This window comes from Lacticaseibacillus pantheris DSM 15945 = JCM 12539 = NBRC 106106 (assembly GCF_001311175.1).
Classification (GTDB): domain Bacteria; phylum Bacillota; class Bacilli; order Lactobacillales; family Lactobacillaceae; genus Lacticaseibacillus; species Lacticaseibacillus pantheris.
Map to the genome: position 1 here is coordinate 26,103 of NZ_BBAI01000010.1, position 20,986 is coordinate 47,088.

General features: G+C 52.2%; 13 protein-coding genes and 9 pseudogenes. 11 read left to right on the plus strand and 11 right to left on the minus strand.

The genetic code is table 11. The features are described from left to right. Positions 1-6: 6 nt before the first annotated feature. The 3 genes and pseudogenes from dltC to JCM12539_RS04965 all read left to right on the plus strand — a co-directional run bounded on the left by dltC (position 7) and on the right by JCM12539_RS04965 (position 2,684). Positions 7-243: a D-alanine--poly(phosphoribitol) ligase subunit DltC gene (gene dltC, locus JCM12539_RS04955; protein WP_054649728.1), complete on the plus strand. Its 237-nt coding sequence runs from the start codon at positions 7-9 to the stop codon at positions 241-243. Beyond that, positions 240-1,519: pseudogene (gene dltD / locus JCM12539_RS04960) on the plus strand (D-alanyl-lipoteichoic acid biosynthesis protein DltD). Before dltC ends, dltD begins: the two are co-directional and overlap by 4 nt. Beyond that, positions 1,506-2,684: a serine hydrolase domain-containing protein gene (locus JCM12539_RS04965; RefSeq protein ID WP_054649730.1), complete on the plus strand. Its 1,179-nt coding sequence runs from the start codon at positions 1,506-1,508 to the stop codon at positions 2,682-2,684. The pseudogene dltD and the gene JCM12539_RS04965 overlap by 14 nt, the downstream one beginning before the upstream one ends. A gap of 316 nt (positions 2,685-3,000) precedes the next feature. Here the strand turns inward: JCM12539_RS04965 and JCM12539_RS04970 are convergent. The 5 genes and pseudogenes from JCM12539_RS04970 to lexA all read right to left on the minus strand — a co-directional run bounded on the left by JCM12539_RS04970 (position 3,001) and on the right by lexA (position 8,199). Next, a pseudogene (locus tag JCM12539_RS04970) lies at positions 3,001-3,809 on the minus strand (ABC transporter ATP-binding protein). A gap of 1 nt (position 3,810) precedes the next feature. Beyond that, on the minus strand, positions 3,811-4,716 hold the full coding sequence (locus JCM12539_RS04975; protein ID WP_054649774.1) for an ABC transporter permease: 906 nt from the start codon (positions 4,714-4,716) through the stop codon (positions 3,811-3,813). 48 nt (positions 4,717-4,764) lie between these two features. Beyond that, positions 4,765-5,729: pseudogene (locus JCM12539_RS04980) on the minus strand (ABC transporter substrate binding protein). Positions 5,730-6,070: 341 nt separating this feature from the next. Further along, positions 6,071-7,077: pseudogene (locus JCM12539_RS04985) on the minus strand (ABC transporter substrate binding protein). Positions 7,078-7,569: 492 nt separating this feature from the next. Continuing rightward, complete coding sequence (gene lexA / locus JCM12539_RS04990) at positions 7,570-8,199, minus strand: transcriptional repressor LexA (protein ID WP_054649732.1); 630 nt, start codon at positions 8,197-8,199, stop codon at positions 7,570-7,572. 931 nt (positions 8,200-9,130) lie between these two features. Between lexA and JCM12539_RS04995 the strand changes: the two genes are divergently transcribed. Further along, positions 9,131-9,601, plus strand: coding sequence for a hypothetical protein (locus JCM12539_RS04995; RefSeq protein ID WP_054649734.1), 471 nt, complete (start codon positions 9,131-9,133; stop codon positions 9,599-9,601). A gap of 207 nt (positions 9,602-9,808) precedes the next feature. On the opposite strand, the gene JCM12539_RS05000 is transcribed toward JCM12539_RS04995, so the two are convergent. The 4 genes and pseudogenes from JCM12539_RS05000 to JCM12539_RS05020 form a co-directional block, all read right to left on the minus strand. Then, entirely contained in the window at positions 9,809-10,750 is a 942-nt protein-coding gene (locus tag JCM12539_RS05000) for an AEC family transporter (RefSeq protein WP_054649736.1), read from the minus strand. Between the two features lie 22 nt (positions 10,751-10,772). Continuing rightward, complete coding sequence (locus tag JCM12539_RS05005; RefSeq protein WP_082405350.1) at positions 10,773-11,324, minus strand: 5-formyltetrahydrofolate cyclo-ligase; 552 nt, start codon at positions 11,322-11,324, stop codon at positions 10,773-10,775. Continuing rightward, positions 11,314-11,688: a DUF488 domain-containing protein gene (locus JCM12539_RS05010; RefSeq protein ID WP_054649738.1), complete on the minus strand. Its 375-nt coding sequence runs from the start codon at positions 11,686-11,688 to the stop codon at positions 11,314-11,316. The genes JCM12539_RS05005 and JCM12539_RS05010 overlap by 11 nt, the downstream gene beginning before the upstream one ends. 238 nt (positions 11,689-11,926) lie before the next feature. Next, positions 11,927-12,804, minus strand: a pseudogene (locus JCM12539_RS05020) (LysR family transcriptional regulator). Between the two features lie 167 nt (positions 12,805-12,971). On the opposite strand from JCM12539_RS05020, the pseudogene JCM12539_RS05025 reads away from it, so the two are divergent. The 7 genes and pseudogenes from JCM12539_RS05025 to cbpA all read left to right on the plus strand — a co-directional run bounded on the left by JCM12539_RS05025 (position 12,972) and on the right by cbpA (position 19,323). Then, positions 12,972-14,613: pseudogene (locus JCM12539_RS05025) on the plus strand (malolactic enzyme). 28 nt (positions 14,614-14,641) lie between these two features. Next, positions 14,642-15,623 (plus strand): annotated as a pseudogene (locus JCM12539_RS05030) (AEC family transporter). A gap of 548 nt (positions 15,624-16,171) precedes the next feature. Further along, positions 16,172-16,525 (plus strand): holo-ACP synthase, encoded by a 354-nt coding sequence (acpS, locus tag JCM12539_RS05035; protein WP_054649744.1) that lies wholly within the window; start codon positions 16,172-16,174, stop codon positions 16,523-16,525. Beyond that, entirely contained in the window at positions 16,525-17,655 is a 1,131-nt protein-coding gene (gene alr, locus JCM12539_RS05040; protein ID WP_054649746.1) for an alanine racemase, read from the plus strand. The genes acpS and alr overlap by 1 nt, the downstream gene beginning before the upstream one ends. Before the next feature lie 156 nt (positions 17,656-17,811). Continuing rightward, the gene (locus JCM12539_RS05045; RefSeq protein ID WP_225350248.1) at positions 17,812-18,018 is read left to right on the plus strand and encodes an antitoxin; all 207 of its coding nucleotides are present in this window, start codon (positions 17,812-17,814) and stop codon (positions 18,016-18,018) included. Positions 18,019-18,032: 14 nt separating this feature from the next. Further along, positions 18,033-18,443 (plus strand): type II toxin-antitoxin system PemK/MazF family toxin, encoded by a 411-nt coding sequence (locus JCM12539_RS05050; RefSeq protein ID WP_054649750.1) that lies wholly within the window; start codon positions 18,033-18,035, stop codon positions 18,441-18,443. Positions 18,444-18,658: 215 nt separating this feature from the next. Continuing rightward, positions 18,659-19,323 (plus strand): annotated as a pseudogene (gene cbpA / locus JCM12539_RS05055) (cyclic di-AMP binding protein CbpA). Positions 19,324-19,416: 93 nt separating this feature from the next. On the opposite strand, the gene JCM12539_RS12630 reads toward cbpA, so the two are convergent. Beyond that, complete coding sequence (locus JCM12539_RS12630; protein ID WP_082405351.1) at positions 19,417-20,013, minus strand: L,D-transpeptidase family protein; 597 nt, start codon at positions 20,011-20,013, stop codon at positions 19,417-19,419. Between the two features lie 233 nt (positions 20,014-20,246). Continuing rightward, positions 20,247-20,900 (minus strand): annotated as a pseudogene (locus tag JCM12539_RS13930) (peptidoglycan binding domain-containing protein); the annotation flags it as partial. Positions 20,901-20,986: the final 86 nt, after the last annotated feature.

The window sequence follows — 20,986 nt, forward strand, 5'->3', positions numbered from 1 at the left end:
ATAATAATGGATGCAAAGGCAACAGTTTTAGCAATTTTAGAGGACTTAACGGGTGAAGACGTGAGTGGTGACATGAACGTTAACCTCTTTGATACGGCGTTGATGGACTCCATGGACACCGTCCAACTGGTGTTGGAACTAACCAACCAGCTGGATATCGATATTCCCGTTTCTGAATTCGACCGGTCACAGTGGGACACGCCACAGAAGATTGTTGACCAGGTTGAGGCCAAGCTACAATGAGTAGCCGGCGCAAGTTATGGCACATTCTCGGCCCGGTCATTATTGCCGGTGCCTTGCTGGCGGGTGGCCTCGTCATACCGTGGCATTATGGTCCCTTGAGCCAGTCCACGGTTAATCGCGCCGCCGTGTCGATGTCGCCCGACGTGTTCTTGGGTGAACGCATCAAACGGCAGGCAGTGAGCGAGGGGTACGTACCGTTTATGGGGTCCTCAGAGTTATCCCGCATGGATCCGTTGCACCCGTCCGTGTTGGCGACGAAGTACAAGCGTAATTACCGGCCGCTCCTCATGGGGGCACCAGGTACGCAGTCGTTGACCCAGTTTTTGAGCAGCCAGACTCTGTTAGCGCATAAGGCCCCCAGCAAAGTGGTGTTTATCGTGTCCCCACAGTGGTTCACGCCCAAGGGACAACAGGCATCCGCGTTTGACTACTATTATTCACCTTTGGATACGATTGTTTGGTTACAGCATGCACACAACACCGCTGCAAACCGTTATGCGGCTCAACGCATCTTGAGTATGCCCTCCGGTAAGAACGGCGGGGTGATTGCAGATGCGCTACTGCGTATTGCGGCTGGGCAAAAGTTGACCACGAACCAGCGGCGGTTACTGCTATCCGCCGACAAATATTAACCAATGAGGATGCACTATTCTCGCGGTTCCAGCTGCGGAATAACTTGCCGCGGATTGATAAGGCTGCCAAGCAGTTACCCGCTCACGATAACGTGCAGGAGTTAACGCAGCGGGCCAACGAGCTGGGCAAGGCCGGTACTCGGGGCAACGAGTTGGGCATCGACAGCCACTTTTTCCGTGAGCGCTTGGGGCACGGTCAGTTGGGCAGACTACGTGGGAGCCAGAGCGGCTACGATTACCGGCAGTCGCCGGAGTATAGTGACCTCGAACTTGTGCTAAACCAGTTTGCCGAGCATAACACCCAGGTTCTGTTTGTCATTCCGCCGGTTAACGGCCGCTGGGCGCGGTACACGGGACTATCCCAAAGCATGATGCAGCAGACCGTGGCTAAGATTAAGTACCAATTGTCTTCCCAAGGTTTCAATCACGTACTCGATTTGAGCCGTGATGGTGATGAGCAATACTTTATGCAGGACACGATTCACTTAGGTTGGCGCGGCTGGCTGGCAGTGGATGGGGCGGTGAAACCGTTCTTGGAACAGAAACAGGTTGAGCCGCAATACAACATTCAAAATCGCTTCCTGACGAAGACCTGGCAGCAGACGCTGTCACCGACGGGGGTGGGCGTAAATGGGCGGCAGTAAACGGTGGTTTATTACCCTGTGGAGCATTATTGTAGTGCTGCTGGCCATTGACGGCGCACTGATAATTCGGCACCAGTTAGTTCATCATGACCTACGCACCAGTCAGCGGAGTAAAAGCAAAGCCGGCGCGCAACCGACAGCCAGCCGTCTGTACGGCTACACGCAGTCGGCTGCCGCCAACCAATTGTTGGTTGCCAAGCTGAAACCAATGTCCTTTTCTGGCACCGCCATTATTGTGCAGAATGGCCACGTGGTTGGTCAGTACAGTCACGGGATGGCCGATGATGGTAAGGGTGTGAAGAACAGTCCCAACGTCAGTTATGAAATTGATTCGGTGCAGAAGAATCTGACGGCGGCGTTAGTGATGCGCACGATTCGTTCGGGCAAGCTGTCGTTTAACAGTCACCTGAGCGACTTTTACCCGCAGATTCCTGGTAGTCAGGACATTACGATTCGGCAGATGTTGGACATGACGTCGGGGCTGAGTGCACCGGACTCGTTACACACTCCGAATAAAGATATGAGTGACGCAGAGGTGGTTCAAAGTGCGATTGAGAGCCTAAAATATAATGCTATGCAGCATGGCAAATGGTCGTATCAGCCGGTCAACTTTACGTTGCTGGCAGGCATTATTGAAAGGGTAACGCGAAAAAGTTATGCTGATTTGTTTATGCAAACAATAGCGCGGCCGTTGGGGTTAAAAGGCACACACATGGCCGATGCGACCTTAACGGGGCAAAGTAGTGCACAAGGTTATAATACGTCCAGTCCAGAAGACTATTCTAAGCCATATAAAATGTTAAAGGGGCAGATACAAAGTGAATTAGGCACAGGTCAAATATTCATGACACCTGGTGACTTATACCGTATCGAGAGTAGTCTGTTAAATGGTAAGTTGCTTAGTGCAGGCGAATCGCAAGCATTGTACGGTCCTCGTGATAGCGTGATGTATAGCGGTGGCTACTATCATGACGGCACGAATTATCTGTACGCTAATGGGTACGGATATGGTTTTGAAGCATTTGTTCGGATCACGCCAGATGGTAAGAATGCGGTCGTTGTTATGTGTAATAAAACGTTGCCGTACGATCAAATTAAGGCGGCTATTGACGGCGTCGTCCAGTGGTGGCTAGTCCAGAAGCACGACGGTGACGTGATTCAGTAGATTGATTTAGCCAAAGTTAACTGCATAAACAGAAAATGGTGTCCTCACCCTAACCGGTGGAATCTGGTTAGCACGAGGACACCATTTTTGTTTTGGTTGATGTGGATGTGGGCAAGACTTTAATCAGTTAATACGTTTCAGTAACTAGTTTGTGCATGACTGGGTGGACGTAGTTGGAGGGGGTGAACGGTGGCCGCTGTTTGGGGCTTGAATTCGCGCCGGAAACCGCGGGGGTTATGCGGTTGTAGTCTTCGCCCTGGCAGCGGCCACCGTTCGCCGCCTCCAACGTAGTACGCCAAGTCAGGCACAAACGGCGTTAGCTCAACAATACTGCGTCATCGGTGAGCTCGGTGCCGCTCTGCTGTTTGAACAGCTCGAGCAAGTCTGGCACCGTCAGGCCGGCCTTTTCATCTCCTTGAATATCCACCACGATGCGCCCGTGATCCAACATGACCAACCGGTTGCCGTACTTGAGGCGTCGGCCATGTTGTGGGTAATCATCAGGGTGGTCAGGTGCTGCTCCTGCACGATTTTGTCGGTTAGTTCCATAACGGTGGCACTGGTCTGCGGGTCCAAAGCCGCCGTATGCTCATCCAGTAGTAGGAGGGAAGGCTGCAGGATGGTCGCCATTAACAGCGTGACTGCTTGCCGTTGCCCACCGGATAGTAGACCAATTTCCGCACCCAGCCGGTCTTCAAGGCCCAGGCCGAGGCTGGTCAGCTTTGCTTTGAACAACTGGCGCTCGTTGTGCTTCACACCGCGCGTCCAGAAGTTGCGCCAACTACCGCGCTTGAGGGCGAGGGAGAGGTTCTCCTCCACCGTTAGCAGCGTGGCCGTACCCTGCTTGGGGTCCTGGAATACCCGGCTGATGAGTTTTGCGCGCTTGTTCACGTTCTGGTAGGTGACGTCCTGGCCGTCAATCTTAACCTGCCCGTAATTCACGGGGAGTGACCCCGCTACGCTGTTCAACAGTGTGGACTTACCGGCCCCGTTACCACCAATGATGGCCACAAAGTCGCCTTGGTTCAGTGTGAGGTTGATGTCCTTGAGCGCGTGGTTTTCGTTTGGCGTACCCTTTTCAAAGTACTGGTGTAGGTGCTTGACCTCTAAAACTGCCTTGCTCATATTAATCATCCTCCTTCATGGACTTACTGTTCTTCCGCCGTTGCTGCATTTGGCCGACTTTCTTTTGGACCAAAGGCAGGGACAGGAAGAGCGTCAGCATCAATGCGTAGAACAGGCGGAGGGCGTTGGCGTCAACACCCAGCTCCAACACGATGGCGATAATAAGTCGGTAAATGATGGCACCGACAATGATGGTCAGCAGACGTTTGCCAAAGCTGATGTTACGCAACAGGATTTCGGCAATGATGATACCAGCCAGGGCAATAACAATGGTACCAATCCCCATGGACACATCCGCATAGCCGTTAGTTTGGGCCATGAGGGAACCAGATAGGGCAATCAGACCGTTACTAATCATGTAGACAATAATCTTCATGGCGTCGGCGTTAATACCGTTGGCGGCGGACATGTCCTCGTTGTTACCCACGGCACGAGCAGCCAACCCCATTTCGGTGTTGAAGAATGCCACCAGCAGGATAATTACAATGGCAATAACGACACCGCCGACTACGATGGTGGTGGTCGTGCTATCGCCAATACTGATCATGCTAAAGACGGTCTTCATGGCCCCAGTCAAGGGAACGTTGGCCATGCCCATGACGAAGAGGTTAACCGAGTACAACCCGGTCATGGTTAAAATCCCTGATAGCAGGTCGGGAATGTGCAACTTTGTGGTCATGATACCTGAGACCCACCCGGCGAGTGCCCCGCCGGCAGCGCCCATAAGCGTTGCCACGACGGGATTAGTGCCCTGCGTGATGGCGTGGGCGGTGATTGCGGCCCCCAAAGGGAAACTACCCTCGGCGGTCATGTCGGCAATATCCAGAATGCGGAATGTTAGGTACACCCCAATTGCCATGATGGCCCACAGGAAGCCCTGCGCCACACTTGATGTCAGAATATCGATGTCCATAATGATTAACCTCTCTCTGTTGGTGCGAATTGGTGGAACGGATTACTTCAGCGTTGATGCATCAATGTTGAAGAGTTTCATGCGCTTAGCGTCAGTGACGAGTTCAGTTTTGGCTGGCTTTTCTACTGCCAGGTCCTTGACCTTCTTGCCCTTGATAATCTTGACGGCCATCTTGGCGGTCTGGCGGCCTAATTCCTTGTAGCTAATCCCGCGGGTGGCAACCCCAGCCTTTTTGATCATCGTTGCGTCGGCGGTTACAACCGGTACCTTGGCGGATTCAGTGACTTTGCCGATAGTGTTCATAGCCGCGGCACAAACGTTATCGGTGGGGATGTACATGGCGTCGGATTGCTTGGCCAAAGCCGCAGCCGTCTGCTGAACGTCGTTGGTAGTGGCGACCGTCTTTTCAACGGGCGTCAGGCCCAGAGACTTAATGACCTTCTTAGCGGTTTTAATCTGTACGACGGAGTTTTCCTCGGCCGCGTTGTAGAGCAGACCAATCTTCTTGGCCTTCGGGAACATTTTGTGTAGCAGTTTAATTTGCGCGGCGGTGTCAACCTTATCGGTCACCCCGGTAGCGTTGGTATCGGGATGGGTGACGTTGGTGACCAAGCCGCCGACTTAGGGTCGGTGACGGCCGTGAAGAGCATTGGCGTTTTGCTATCCTGCTTTTGCAGTGCCTGAGCAGCCGGGGTGGCAATGGCTAGGTTTAGCACGTTTTTGTCCTTCTGCAACTGCTGACTCATGGTTTTCAGATTACTTTGGTCGCCCTGAGCGTTAACGTAGTCAATCTTCAGGTTCTTGCCATCCTTGTAGCCTTCCTTGGCTAGTTCCTGCTCAAAACCCTTGCGCGCATCATCCAGCGCGCTTTGGCTAACCAGCTGCAGGACACCGATTTTCACGGTTTTGTCACTGCTACTGGAACTACTATTCTTGCCACAGGCGGCCAGCAGGGTAACTGCGGTCAAAGTGGCGGCGACGGCGATAATTTGTTTGAACTTCTTCATGTTGATTCCCTCCCAGGAAAGTAAAATGACCGGTCACGTGGTGCAATGCGTCCACGTGGCCGGCCAGTTATCTCTTCCGGAAGATAGAAAACGCCACGTGTTCGAATTGCTTCGATCCATGTGGCGGTTGTAAGCATTATAAATTGCTACGGCCATCATGGATACAAACCAGCTGGTTTGCATCCATGATGCAAACCGCTAACTGTAATAGCCGTAGTAATACGCGTTATTCAAGTTGATGCGTCGAATGTTAGACATAAGCGACACTCCTTGATAGCAGTTTTTATTACAGGGCTAAGAATATCCTCATTGGATTTTAAAGTCAACATGTTTTTGATCGGTCAGTGGTAATTTGGTCGGCTGTAACCGGTGACGCGCCTTATTTGACGCGGCTTACAGGAATGTTCAATTTTTTTCATCATGTTCCGGTTAACCACGACGCTCACCTTGTCTGGAGACTCAACGGCTAGTTGCTTAGGCGTCTTGCCCTTAATGATTTTGAGTGCCATCTTGGCAGTTTGGCGACCGAGTTCCTTGTAGCTGATACCGTTTGTGGCGGTACCACCAGCTTGGACCATCGTGCTAGCAGCGGCAACTACAGGGGTCTTGGTAGCAACCGAGACTTTACCCACGGTAGCCATGGCTGCGGCTACCGTGTTATCAGCGGGTACGTAGATGGCGTCGACTTGCTTGGCGAGTACCTGTGTCGTCTGGGAAACGTCGTTGGTGGACGCGACTGTCTTGGTGACCACCTTGAGCCTTGAGCCTTCAGCGCAGTCTTAGCGAGTTTAATTTGCATCACGGAGTTGGCCTCAGCGGCGTTGTAGAGCAGGCCCACAGTTTTGGCCTTTGGAACCAGCTTCTTCAGCAATTTAATTTGCCCGGCTACGTTAACCATGTCGGTGACACCAGTGGCATTCTTGTCGGGGTGTTTCAAGTTAGTGGCCAGGCCAGCGGACTTAGGATCAGTGATGGCGGTGAACAGGAGCGGTGTCTTGCTGTCGGCCTGCTGCATGGACTGTGCGGCCGAGGTCGCAATAGCTAGGTTCAAAGTGTTCTTATCTTTGGCCAACCGCTGCGACATGGTTTTCAAGTTACTCTGGTCGCCCTGAGCGTTGAGGTAATCTAGCTTGAGGTTTTTGCCCTCTTTGTATCCGTGCTTAGCCAATTCGGCGACGAACCCTTTGCGGGCATCGTCCAAAGCTGTTTGATTAATCTGCTGCAAAATTCCAATTTTAATCGTTTTATCGGTGGTCGCGGCCTTGGCTGTGCTCTTGCCGCAAGCAGCCAGCAGGGCAATTGACGCAACCGCAACGGCAGTACTAATTACTTTGGTTAACTTCTTCATCATGTATTCCTCCAGAATGTTTGGTACGGGTTGTTGAACCCATTAACAGAAAATGGCCAGCCACAGGACGATTTTCATCCATGTGGCTGGCCATTAGTTTCCGGAAAACAAAATCGCCACATGGATGAATGTTAATCCATGTGGCGAGTCGATGACGTGCTTAAGAACTTCGGCCTCATGGATGTGAACCAGGCGCGGTTCACATCAACGTGTGAACCGCTATCCGAAAAAGCCGAAGAAAAAGTTATTCAGTTGTGTCTGTGTATGTTGATGCATAATGTGACCTCCTGAACGGGTAGCGGGTAACAACTTGTTGAACCTAGGTTATAACGTCGCGGGGACTGTGTCAACATCTTTTTTTTAATATTGTGTGTAGCAAAATCTCATTGATGCTAATTAGCGCAGAGGCTTGCCGCTTGGACGCGGTCCTTGAAGGCGCAAGCAGGGACCAAAAAGTGACGCGTTGTCTGCGCGCCACTACGGTTGAGAAAGTTATTCTAGTTCATCGCGATAAAGCCCTACGACCAGTCCCAAAATGGTCACCGTGTCGAAGTACATATCGGCCATAGTATCATTTTCAGGGTGGAGTCGTACCCGACCAGATTCACGGTAGAAACGCTTAACGGTGGCCTCATCATCTTCGGTCATTGCGACCACCACTTGACCGTTTTCAGCTTCACTTTGCTTACGCACAATGAGCTTATCACCATTGAGAATGCCCATCTTGATCATGGATTCACCCTGGACGCGCAACATGAACAGCTCATCCTCGGCGTAGTTCAGTCCTGTGGGGATGGGGAAGTAATCCTCAATGTTTTGCGTGGCGGTGATGGGCACACCAGCCGCAACGGTACCAACGAGGGGGATACCCTTTTCTGGGGACATACCAATGTAGTCGTAACCGGCGGGAGTGAGCTCCAAAGTGCGGGGCTTAGATGGATCCTTGGCAATGAGTTGAGCTGCCAGTAATTTTTGGAGGTAGGCCGCAACGGTTGATGAGGAACTCAAACCAACCGCCTCACCGATTTCACGAACGGTCGGTGGGTAGCCACGGTTAGAAATAGAGTCGTTGATGCTCGTGAGTATTTGTACCCACCGTTTCTTGACGGTCTGCTCAGCCATATTTATGTGTCCCCCTGTTTGTTTCTTGTCTCCAAGATAGCATGACGAACACGTGTTTGCAAGCGGTATAGCAACATTTTCGGCGGATTTAAGGTTATTAATGGTGATAATTTGTTCGCTAGGCGATGCTTGGCCCAATTTGGTTGTCTACGGCGTCGGCTGGATAGATGAGCTTCGGCATAGGTGGGGGACTAGGGTGAAGGAGTAGGTGGTTACGAACACGCGGGTGGCCTTTGGGAATGCGGCTTACGTGCCCTCCGTCCCAAAGGCCATTCGCGGGTTCTCGTCAATTTGGTGGTAATCTTGGTAAACGGTCTAGCTTAGTCCTCCTACACAAACTGAACAAGTGGGGACTACTTATGCTCTGCTTTTTAACCGAGTTGCTCTACTCTGTAAACGAGTTGCGCCCCGCAGAACCCGCCGTATAAGCAGTCCCAATCAGGAATCCAAGGGCGGGATTCCCAATTGGGACTACTTATGCTCTGGTTTCTAACCGCGGGGCTCCACTCTCTAAACGAGTTGCACAGCCCAGAAAGCGGCACATAAGCCATAAAAATCCAAAGGCCAAAAGCGGGCCTTCAGATTCTTATAACTTATGCTCTGCTTTCTAAGCGGGCTGCTCCACTCTCTGCCTAAACGAGTTGCGCCCCGCAGAACCCGCCGTATAAGCAGTCCCAATCAGGAATCCAAGGGCGGGATTCCCAATTGGGACTACTTATACTCTGGTTTCTAACCGCGGGGCTCCGCTCTCTAAACGAGCTCCGCAGCCCAGAAAGCGCCACATAAGCCATAAAAATCTAAAGGCCAACAGCGGGCCTTCAGATTTTCATAACTTATGCTCTGCTTTCTAAGCGGGCTGCTCCACTCTCTGCCTCAATCTGTTATCATGTACCTAGAGCGTAAGTGGTATTAGTAAAGGTGGTGTCAATCAATGGAATTATTATTAACGGTTTTAGACGTAGTGCTCCTCGGCTGCGTGGGCTACAACGTGTACTGGCAGTCGCAAATCGAAGTGCGCGCTAACTATGCGTACATGCAGATGTTTTGGGGCGTCGTGTTCGCCATCTTGATTGCTTCCACGTACACCGCCAGCTGGGCGTACGTCGTCTTCCTCGCACTGTTCGTCCTGTTGAACGTCTCCGCGGGTTACGGCGGCATCGCCAGCGACCGTATCGTCGGTTACGGCATGTTTCAGCGGGTGTTGCGCCTGTCCACCCTGGCAGGTGTTACCATTCTGCCCGTGCAGACAGTCCGTGGTCGGCAGCTTGTCATCGTCGTCTTTGCCTTTAATCCGCGTCGATACGTGCGCATGACTTTCCGTCAGCCGCTTGAAGCCCTGACCGTCAAGATTCGGCAAATGGTGCCTGATAACGTACCGGTCGAGATTCAGCAGGTACAGTAAATTTTTAACCTGTCAATAAATGAGAGCGGACCACAATGCGGTTAGCTCCCCAGCAATAACGTAATAATGCCGATATTCCAGAACCGCGGAATATCGGCATTATTGTGTTTGGAACAGGGAGCTGCATTGTGGTCCACGTTTGTAGGCCGCGTCGATGCTCATCGATTTTGCGAAGTTGCTATTTATGATTGAGCCTCATTTTGTTGGCTAGCGGATCAGCGTCATGACGATGGGGATAGCAATCATTGCCAACACCGTCGAACCCGCTACACCGACAGCGGCAAATTCACTGTCCGCGTCGTACAGCCGGGCGACCACCGGCGCGTTGGTCATCACCGGCATGCAAGACTGAATAATGAACACGGTCTTCATCAGTGCCGGCATGTCCGCCCCAGCCAGGAGCAGGGACATAATTAGCGGGGCAAAGACGAAGCGGCCCAACAGGACCCCTAAGAAGTCTTTATCCAAACGTAGCGCGTTACGAATACCCGACTGCTGAATCGTGATACCGATGAAAAACATTGATCCAGGCACGGTGAGGTCACCTATGTACTCCAAGTCTGCAGCAAGGAAGTTAGGTAGCTGGATGTGCATCATGACGATGATAATCCCAACGATAAAACCTAACAGTGGTGGCGAAAAGATCTTACCCAAAGCCCGTTTGAAATCAAATTCGGCATCGCCGGGGCCATCACGTTGGATGAGGTAGACCCCAACCGTCCAGAAAACGGTGGTGTTAGCCATGTAGTACACCAACACGTACGGGACGCTACGGGCGCCAAAGAGGGCCATGTTCAACGGCAAACCGATAAAGACGGTGTTGGAATTGAGGAACATCGAACAAAACAGTCCGATGCGGCTACGGTCAACGCGCAGGAAGAGGGCTACCACTGCAGACAGCACGCCTAAAATGGCCATCGAAATCAGCGGGTAGCGTAGGTCGGGTAACAAGCGAATCAACTCGTTGGCGGTAAACTTTTCGCTGACGGTGACCACCATATACGCGGGTAAGGCGACCTGCGTGATGATTTTGGCAATAATTTTGCCACTTTGGGCGCTGAGCCAGTGGCGTGCTGATAACCAGTACCCAACGGCAATTAAAATAATAATTTCGGCCACGCCGAAAACACTAGAGATAAATGCTTGCAATAATCTAGACCCCTTCGGTTACTTATTTCGCGGTAATAATATGTTGCAAAGGCACGTCGAAGGTGTCATGTGGCCAGGCGTTTTCTGGCCGTATCTGTACAGACAGGGCTAGCGCAACCGTGGTGCCATGGTATCCGGCCAGAAAGCGGTCGTAGTAACCACCGCCAAAGCCGAGACGGTAACGCGATGTACGCGTGTACGCTAAGCCCGGGACTACAACCAGGTCGGGTGCATTGTTGACCAGTTCAGGTTGGTAGGGCGGTTCCAGTAGACCAAAGTCGCTTTTGACCAATGCTTCGCGGCTGGTAAACGGTAGGAAAGCCATCTGTCGGTGCGGCATGGTCTTGGGTACCACCACGTCTTTGCCATCCGCGACGGCCGCCGCAATCACACCGCTAGTGTCGACTTCAAAGCCACCGCTGATTGTCGTGGCGATGGTGCGAGCCGCTTGCCACTCGGGCAGTGCCCGTAGTTGCGCCAAGAGCGCCTCGGTTTCGGTTTGGCGTTGCTCAGCTGGCAATGCACGCAGGGCGGCAATTTGTTGTTGACGTGCGTCACGTTTATTAGTTGTCATCGTGTACCCCGTGGGCGGCCAGCCATTCGTTGAGCACGACGGCCTGGTTGTTAGTAGTGTCTTTGGCTCCGAACAGAAGCACAACGGTATTGCCCTCTTGTAGTTGCGCGTTCACCGTGTCAATTAACTCGGTTGTGGCCGGATTTTGTGCTAATTCGTCCTGGTATCGACTCTTAAACTCAGTAAACTTTTCTGGGTCGTGGTTGAACCACTTACGCAGTTCGGTGGTGGGCGCAATGTCCTTGGCCCACAGGTCAATGTGTGCGTCCACCTTTTTAATGCCACGGGGCCACAAGCGGTCCGTCAGAATACGGAAGCCGGGTGTCCCAGGATGTTCGTAAATACGTTCCAGTTTGATTGTCATTATTCATCACCCCAAAACTACACTACCGCCCACAATGGGATAAGTAAAGCTACCACATAATGGCATTAGCGTTAGATTACCATAATAAAGATGTTAATGCACGCGGGAGACTGGCGTCGGAGCCATGCTGGACACCGGTGTCGTTCCGTTCGCTATTCATTGGTAGCATGCAAAAAGCGCGTAACGTTGGCGATTAAACGCAAATGTGACGCGCTTTTTGGCGCAAGGTGCATATTCACTATTCCGCCTGAATCAGCGCCCGCATAACTTTGCGCTGCATGGGTGTGGTTAATTGGTTCTGGCGCCGCACCAGCGATACCGTAAACAGCGGTTGGCCGGGGTCGGTGAGGCGAATCAGCTGGAGGTGGTCCTCCGGCGTCACCGCGAGGTCCGTGAGCAGCGCGATGCCGACGTCCTGGTGCACCATAGTTTTGATGAGGCTAACATCGTCGCTACGGAATACCACACGCTGGCGTACGCCCGCACTATGATTCAATGCGCGGAAAGCTGGGCGTGAACGTACTGCTCACCCAAGGCCACAAATGGTTCGCCTACGAGTTGGGCAAAGGCGACGGCACCGTCCTGCCCGACTTTGCGTTGTGGGGCGGCGATAATGGCGAACGGGCGGGCAAAGAGCTGCTCAACCTGCAAATCGTCGGCGACCAGCGGACCCACACTCCCAAGCAGGGCCATGTCGAGTTCGCCAGCGCGGAGACGTTTAAGCAGGTTGCCAGAACCTCCCTCGATAGTCTGCAGATGGTCCATGCTGCCGTTATTAACCAGGTGGGGAATTAACTTTGGAAAATAGTAATTACCAATAATGGGTGGTAATCCCAACCGTACCGTGGTCACCTGCAGGGCGTCGAGATCCTGTTGTGTTTGGCGTAATTCGCTCAGAATGCTCCGGGCGTGCGTCGCGAGTTGCTCGCCGGCAGCGGTGACGGTGAGCGTGTTGTGACTGCGGTCGCGGTGAATTAATTCAATGCCGTATTGTTCCTCTAATCGTTTGAGGGATAACGATACCGTGGGCTGGCTCACCCGAAAAACTTTGGCGACGGCGGAAAAACTTTTTAAATCTACAAGTTGGACAAAGTATTCAAAGTCGCGTGTGTTCATCACAAAACGCCGTCCTTTCTGGTGTGTGGCCGTTCATATAAAAAGATTTTATCACAACTGGCACGTTTGACTATAAATTTTTCTGTGATTTATGCTGTACCTCGTTAAGACGAAAGAGCAACAATCTCGCCACAATATATCAGCAAATTGATGAGGAGGAATCGCTTATGCAACTCACAGCACAGCAAATTATCAATAACCCATTTTTAAACAAAGGTACAGCCTTTACTAAGGAAGAACGCGACCAATACGGTTTGAACGGTGTGTTACCGCCAGCCGTCCAGACTTTGGACCAGCAGGTAGCCCAGACGTACGCACAGTACCTACAGAAGCCATCCGCACTGGAAAAGCGGATCTTCTTGATGGACATTTTCAACCACAACCACGTTTTGTTCTACGCCTTGTTTGGCCAGCACGTCGCTGAATTCATGCCAATTGTGTACGATCCAACCATCGCTGACACCATCGAGAACTACAGCGCGCTGTTCATTGACCCACAGAACGCAACGTACCTGTCGATTGAGGACCAGGACCACATTGAGGACGCCCTGAAGCTAGCGCCGATGGCCGTGATATTCGTTTGATTGTGGTAACCGATGCGGAAGGTATCCTCGGTATCGGTGACTGGGGTACGCAGGGTGTCGATATCGCTGTCGGCAAGCTGATGGTGTACACGGCCGCCGCAGGGATTGACCCTAGCCAAGTGCTGCCGGTTGTGTTGGACTCTGGGACCAACAATGAGTCGTTGCTGAACGATGACCTTTACCTCGGTCTGCGGAAGCAGCGCGTGTACGGTGAAGAATACCATGCCTTTGTGGACAAGTTCGTTGCTAGTGCGCGGAGCCTGTTCCCGAAGCTCTACCTCCACTTTGAAGACTTTGGTCGTAGCAACGCTGCTGACATCCTGGACCAGTACAAGGATCAGCTGACGACGTTTAACGATGACATACAGGGCACTGGGATTATCGTACTTGCCGGTATTCTGGGTGCGCTGAACATTTCCAAGCAGAAGATGACCGACCAGGTGTACATGAGCTTTGGTGCTGGTACTGCCGGTGCCGGAATTACCCAGCGTATTTACGAAGAATACTTGCAGCAGGGGATGGCACCGGAAGAAGCACGCAAGCACTTTTACCTGGTGGACAAGCAGGGTCTGTTGTTTGACGACATGCCTGACTTGACGCCACAGCAAAAGCCGTTTGCTCGTAGCCGCAGTGAGTTTACTAACGCTGACGAACTGACCAGCTTGGCGGCAGCGGTTAAGGCCGTGCACCCAACCATCTTGGTGGGTACGAGTACCGTTCCGGGTACTTTCACTGAGGAAGTAGTGACTGAGATGGCTGCTCACACCGACCGGCCAATCATCTTCCCGTTGAGCAACCCGACCAAGTTGGCTGAAGCTAAGGCTGAGGACCTGATTAAGTGGACCGATGGCCGTGCGCTGGTTGCTACGGGGATTCCGGCGGCTGACGTTGAGTACAAAGGTGTAACCTACGCCATTGGCCAGGCTAACAACGCGTTGGTTTACCCTGGCTCGGTCTAGGTACCATCGCCGCTACCAGCAAGCTATTGACTGACGGCATGATTTCGGCTGCAGCCCACAGCCTGGGTGGTATCGTTGACCCTGATCAGGCTGGTGCCGCAGTGTTGCCACCAGTTAAGCAGCTGGCGAAATTCAGCCAGACGGTTGCGAACGCCGTAGCACAGGAAGCGTTGGACGAAGGTCTGAATGAAGACCCGATTACTGATGCTAAGCAGGCAGTTGCGGACACCAAGTGGACGCCAGAGTACAAGCCACTCAACCTGTAATTAGTCACTGATTGAGGGAGGAAACAACATGACAGCATTAGCAACATCAATTCAAAGTGTCCTGACGATTCTGTTGATTATCGCTTTGGGATACATGCTTCAACGCAAAGGGTGGTTCCCGGATTCATTTGGTGGCACCGTTTCGAACTTATTAATGAAAGTCGCCCTGCCAGCATCCATCTTCATTTCGGTGTTGGAACGGTTGACGTTAGATAAATTGGTCAGCTTAGCCAGTGGTTTGGTATACGGCTTCATCGCCGTTGCTATCGGCTACCTCGTCGCCTTTGCACTCGTGAAGATTCTCAAGGTGCGTCCGGGTCGTCGGGGGACGTTCATCAACATGTTTGTGAACGCCAACACCATTTTTATCGGTTTACCACTGAACTTGGCCCTCTTTGGTAACAAGTCCATGGCCTATTTCCTGATTTACTACGTGGTCAACACCGTCTCCACGTGGACGCTGGGTGCCTTCCTGATGCTCAGGATGACCCCACGCGCGTCAAGGGTAGCGCCGAAAAGGGTAGCTTTAACTGGAAGAAGCTGTTGCCAGCACCACTAGTTGGTTTCTTGGTCGCATTGGTCTTCCTGTTGCTCCGGATTGACGTGCCAAACATTGGCTGGCTCAGCTTTGCAACCAACACGTTGGATTACGTTGGTAACCTGGTTACGCCATTGTCCCTGATTTACATCGGGATTGTGTTGGCCAAAGCTGGTTTGGGTAGTATCCACTTTGACCGTGATAGTATCGTAGCGTTGCTCGGCCGGTTCGTGCTGGCCCCGGCCGTTATGTTCGCCATCATTATGATTGGTAGCGGCATGGTTGGCGGGATGCCAAGCATGGAGCCCAGACACTGATTGTGCAGGCCTCCGCACCTGGCCTTGCCGTTCTGCCAATCCTGGCGGAACAGGCACATGGGGACGTGAAGTATGCTACCAACGTGGTGACGACTTCGACCGTGCTGTTCGTGATCGTGATTCCGATTATTATGGTTTTGATTCAGGGTATTTAGAGAGTGGAGCAGGCCGCTTAGAAGACAGAGCATAAGGCGTTCCAACCGAAAGACCCGGTTTTGGTCTTTTGGTTGGAATGCGTTATGTGGCGGCTTCTGGCCTGTGCAACTCGTTTTAGAGAGTGGAGCCCCGCGGTTAGAAAGCAGAGTATAAGTAAGCCCGGGCGAGAATCCCGCACTTGGATTCTTGGCTGGGTTTGCTTATACGTCGCTTTCTGCGGGGCGGAACTCGTTTCAACAAGCCATTGCCGCGGGGAGTGTCAGCTGGCTAGAGAACGACTTGAGGTGAACGCTGATTCTTAAAGGAAGACGCGTCCATCAGTATATAGGACGACTGCAGATTGCGGTCGTCTTTTTGCGTTGTTGTACCCGCACATGGGCTTTGGGGCTTTTGCAGACTACAGACACCTCTACCTGGTTATGAAACACGCGCCCTGGGTAGATACGTGTGTTTTCACCTCACTTTGAATTGTTTTCACGTTATTATTGCGGGAAAACTGGTAAAATTAGGGGTAGATTATTACTGAGCAGGTTTGTGGAGGTACTACATGATTCACGGTTTAGGCGTCGACATCACGGAGATTGCACGGATTCAGCACGCGCAGGAGCGTAACGCACACTTTGCGGCCAAAGTGTTGACGGACGCTGAGTTGCGTCAATTTAATGCGTACTCCGGGCGCCGGGCCTGGGAGTATTTGGCTGGCCGTTTTTCCGCCAAGGAATCGTACAGTAAGGCTTACGGCACGGGGATTGGAGCAGTTGGCTGGCAAGACATTGAAATTATCGATGGTGGGCAGGGGCAACCGCACGTCTCGGGACCGTTTAGCGGCCACGCGCACGTATCGATTAGTCACACGGATGATTTAGTTATGACCGAGGTCATACTGGAGGAAGAGAACTAATGACAGTAATTGGTACGCACCGTCCGACGCGAGTATTAGTTGATGAGGCGGCAATCAAGCACAACGTTAGTGGCGAAGTGGCACGCCTGGACGACCAGACGGAGCTTTTTGCGGTCATCAAAGCTGATGCTTATGGTCACGGCTTGTTGCGCGTCGCCCGCGTGGCGCTCGCAGCTGGGGCGCGTGGCTTTTGCGTTGCCATTTTGGACGAGGCTTTGGCGCTGCGTGAAGCTGGTTTTGAGCAACCAATCTTGGTTCTTGGGGTGGTATCTCCCGAGTACGTTCAACTGGCCGCCATTAACCACGTTGCCGTGCCGCTGGTTGATGCGGAGTGGCTGGAGTCGGCCCGGCCGTACCTCGCCGCGGATCATCCACTCGCGGTGCACGTGGCCTTGGATACGGGGATGGGGCGCATTGGGTTCCGCAATCTGGACGATTTGCGGGCAGTGTTGGATACAATTACGGGCCTAGATGGACTGCAAATTGAGGGCGTCTTCACCCACTTTGCCACGGCGGACGATCCGGATACCAGCTATTTCCAGGAGCAGGTAGCTAAGTTTAAGCAACTGGTTGCAGCATTCCCTGAGCGGCCGCGGTACGTGCACGTCTCAAACACCGCGACGAGTCTATGGCACGCGGCCTGCAACGGCAACATGATTCGCTTTGGTGTGGGCATTTACGGCTTGAACCCCTCAGGACGGGCGATTGAGCAGACACCCTACGAGTTGCAACCGGCTATGAGCGTGGTATCGGCACTAGTGCAGTGCAAGCAGATTCACGCTGGCGATGCAGTTTCTTACGGCGCCACGTATCGAGCTAGCGGGGATGAATGGATCGGCACGGTGCCCATCGGTTACGCTGACGGCTACCCCCGGCGGATGCAAGGCTTTCACGGCCTGGTCGACGGTCAGGAGTGTACCATCGTGGGGCGGGTCTGCATGGACCAATTGATGATCAGAATGCCACGGGCGTACCCAGCGGGAACCAAAGTCACACTGGTAGGTCAGGATGGCAATAACGTTATTTCGTTGCAGGACGTGGCCGATTATGCCGGTACCATCCACTACGAGATTGCCTGTGCCATGAGCGAACGAATACCACGGGAGTCAATCAATCCGGTTGGTGCTTAGACCCCAATTTGTAATTAATTGATGGTAAAAGCACCAAATACTAATGATTTTCTGTGTAAATTGTGCTAGCGTTATGGTTACGAGGAAAAAGCGACTGGGGGAGTTACACCATGAGTGATTATCAGGATAAGCTTTCTGTCAGCATGGACGCGTCGGTTGAGGAAAAAAATCGAGGCGTACTGTGAGCTGAATGATGTGGACATGCAGACGGCGGTCCAAGAGGCGTTGAATGAGTTCATTAACATGCACGGCGAAGAGATTGCCCAGTTAATTGCGGGCTACCGGGCGATGGGTAACTTGAATGAAGAGATTTGTGACGAGTTTACCGCTTGCGAAGCGGAGGCGTACTCACACTTTTGTTAATGTTGGGGTGAGGTATGGCAGAAAAAGTAAAGCGCGGGGACGTCTTCTTCGCTGACTTGTCGCCCGTTGTGGGTTCAGAACAAGGCGGAATGCGTCCCGTATTAATTATTCAGAATAATGTTGGGAACCACTACAGCCCGACGGTCATTGTGGCCGCCATTACGAGCCGCATCTCGAAACCCAAGATGCCGACCCACGTTGGTTTAGTCGGGGGCAAGGACGGTATTGAACGCGATTCCGTGGTGCTGCTGGAGCAGATTAGGACAATCGATAAGCAGCGTTTGCGGGACCGCATCGCCACGCTACCTGACGATAAGATGGTGCAGGTCGATGAGGCCCTAGGCGTGTCGGTTGCGTTACGGCCGATGCACCCGACGGGCAACGGCAAACGGCGCAATACCCATAGTACCAAGTCCTCAAAGTAGCGTTGTGGTTCTACATATTACATAAGCACCAGCGAGCCGGTAGCATTTGTTGCCGGTTTTTTTAGTACGCCTAGGCAACGGATAGGCGCGTGAACTTAATTGTCGGTAGATTTGCCCCGGTCGGTAGTGCTTACGCCTGGGTATGTATGGTATGATAGAAACCGATTAGATTTCGCTTAGAAAAAGGGAACGCAAGTGATCCCGGGAGGTTTGTTATGCTGATTAAGTCATTAGTGCGTAAGAAGGAATTTTTGACGACCGTCAAGGAAACCGTCACTTTGGAAGAGGCCCTGAAGGTACTGGAGGACTCCGGTTTTCGGTGTGTGCCAATCCTTGACGAAACGGGTACCATTTTCCGTGGTAATATCTACAAAATGCATATTTACCGCCACAAGAGCCAGGGTGGCGACATGACTTTGCCCGTGACCCACCTGCTGAAGAACGCAACCAAGACCATTCCGGTCAGCGCGCCGTTTTTCAAGGTGTTCTTTAACATTAAGGATTTGCCTTACATCGCGGTACTCGATGAATCGGCCAACTTCTACGGTATCCTCACACATACTGCTTTACTGAACATGCTGTCCGACGCTTGGAACATCAGCGTGGTTCATACGTGCTGACGGTTGCTAGTTCGGATGAACGTGGTGATCTGGCCGTGATGAGCAAGATCATTTCCAAGTATGCCTCCATTGCTGGTTGCCTGACGCTGGATGCTAAGCGCGGCGAATACGTGCGGCGGACGTTGTTTACTTTGCCAGCAGGTACGGACGAAACCACGGTGAACGAAATTGTTCAGCGATTGGAACGTAAGCACTTCAAAGTTGTGGAAATCGATAACCTCCAGAGTGGGCAACTCATGCGGGTTGATGAAGGCGAGTAGTACTTCAACTTGTTTATAGCCACAAAAATGGCGCCAATTACCGCTTACCGCGATAGTTGACGCCATTTGTTTGGTTACAGATAAGTGACGGGTTTAGAAGACGATGACTGGTGTCCCCAAATCTACGGCCGCGTACAACTTCGTCATGAAGTCTGGTGGGTTGTTGATACAACCGTTACTACCGTGGGATAGGTACCAGTCGCCCCCGAATTTAGGCTGCCAGGAGGCGTCGTGGAGGCCCACACCGGTGTAGTCAATCGGCATCCAGTACTTCACCTTGGTAGCGTAGTCCTTACCCGTTTGACCAATTCCCCGCAAAGTGGCGTCTTGTTGCTTCGACCAGACGAAGTCAACGCCCACTGGTGTAGAATCCCCGGCGCTAGGCTTACCCGAGACAATGTCGGAGTCCAACGTCAACTTGCCGTCTTTGTAGTAGTACTCGTGCTGGTTTTGAAGGTCTACCTCTACGTACGTATTACCGATATCAGTCCCATCAGCGTGGTAGCCAGAACCAGCCGTAGTGGCCTTGACGGTGAAGTCTTTGCCCGCCTTAATGCGGCTGATGACGTCTTGAGTGGTAGCGTTTTGCTGAATTGACCAACCGTACGTACCACCCGGAACTTTGACCGTACCACGTTTGGTGGAGTTGAACGTCCGTTCCTTGCCGTTCGTATCGTACTTGTCACCCATAGCCTTGACGAAGTTTTTTTTACGCCCGTCTCATCAACGGTGATTTCGCCATTGTTGTAACCCAGCCATTGGTACAGATCAGACTTAGTGATGTTCTCACTGTGGTTTTCAACGGTGACCTTGCCGCTTTCCTTAGCCAACTGCTGTAGCTTGGTTTTAGCCTGAATAAACTTGTCCGATTTGGTGGTTACGGCAGGTTTGATGTAGGTTTGGTTAACCTGAACCGTCTGTTGATCGTCGCGAATAGCGGATACAATCGTCTGGTTTAGTTTATCTACGTCAAGTTGGTTACCGTACACTTCTTTGGTGACCTGGAGACCAGACTTGTTGAACGACATGTTGGCGTCCTTGGAGGCCTTCCGCTTCGCGTTTACCTTGGTGGTTAGTGCTTTGGTGTAAGCATGTAACTGTTTGGTGTTGATGACCGGGTCAACTTTGGCGCTACTGCCACTCAAACCCAAAGCGTGTCCCAACCAGGCCCACTGGTTCTGTTGCTTTGCCAAAGTGGACAAGGTCTTAGTAAATGACCGACGAATCCCTAACTTTGTCCCACTAGTGGTGGCGACGGTTTTCTTACCGTCCTTAATCTGGTACTTGAGGGAGCTAAAACGCTTCTTCAGTGTTTGGTTGGCTTCGGATTGGGTCTGACCGCTAATCTTGACCCCCAGAACGGTGGTGTGCGGTAGGTAGCGTTGTCCGTAGTGTATTGCCACGCCGCTATAAATGCCGACGAGCACAACCGCTACGGCCGCGATGCCAATGGTTAACTTATTCTTCGAATTCACCGGGGAAACTCCTTCCACGTGTGCCGGACCGCGCCGGCGACCACACGCACGTATACTATAAATGTTTGCACCATGATAACAAAAATCGTTATCAAAAGCCATTGTTACAAAAATATTACAGTCTCCAGTATACCGGTTTTTGCGCGTATTTCAATACGCAGACGTATCTTTAATAACTTGGGGCTGAC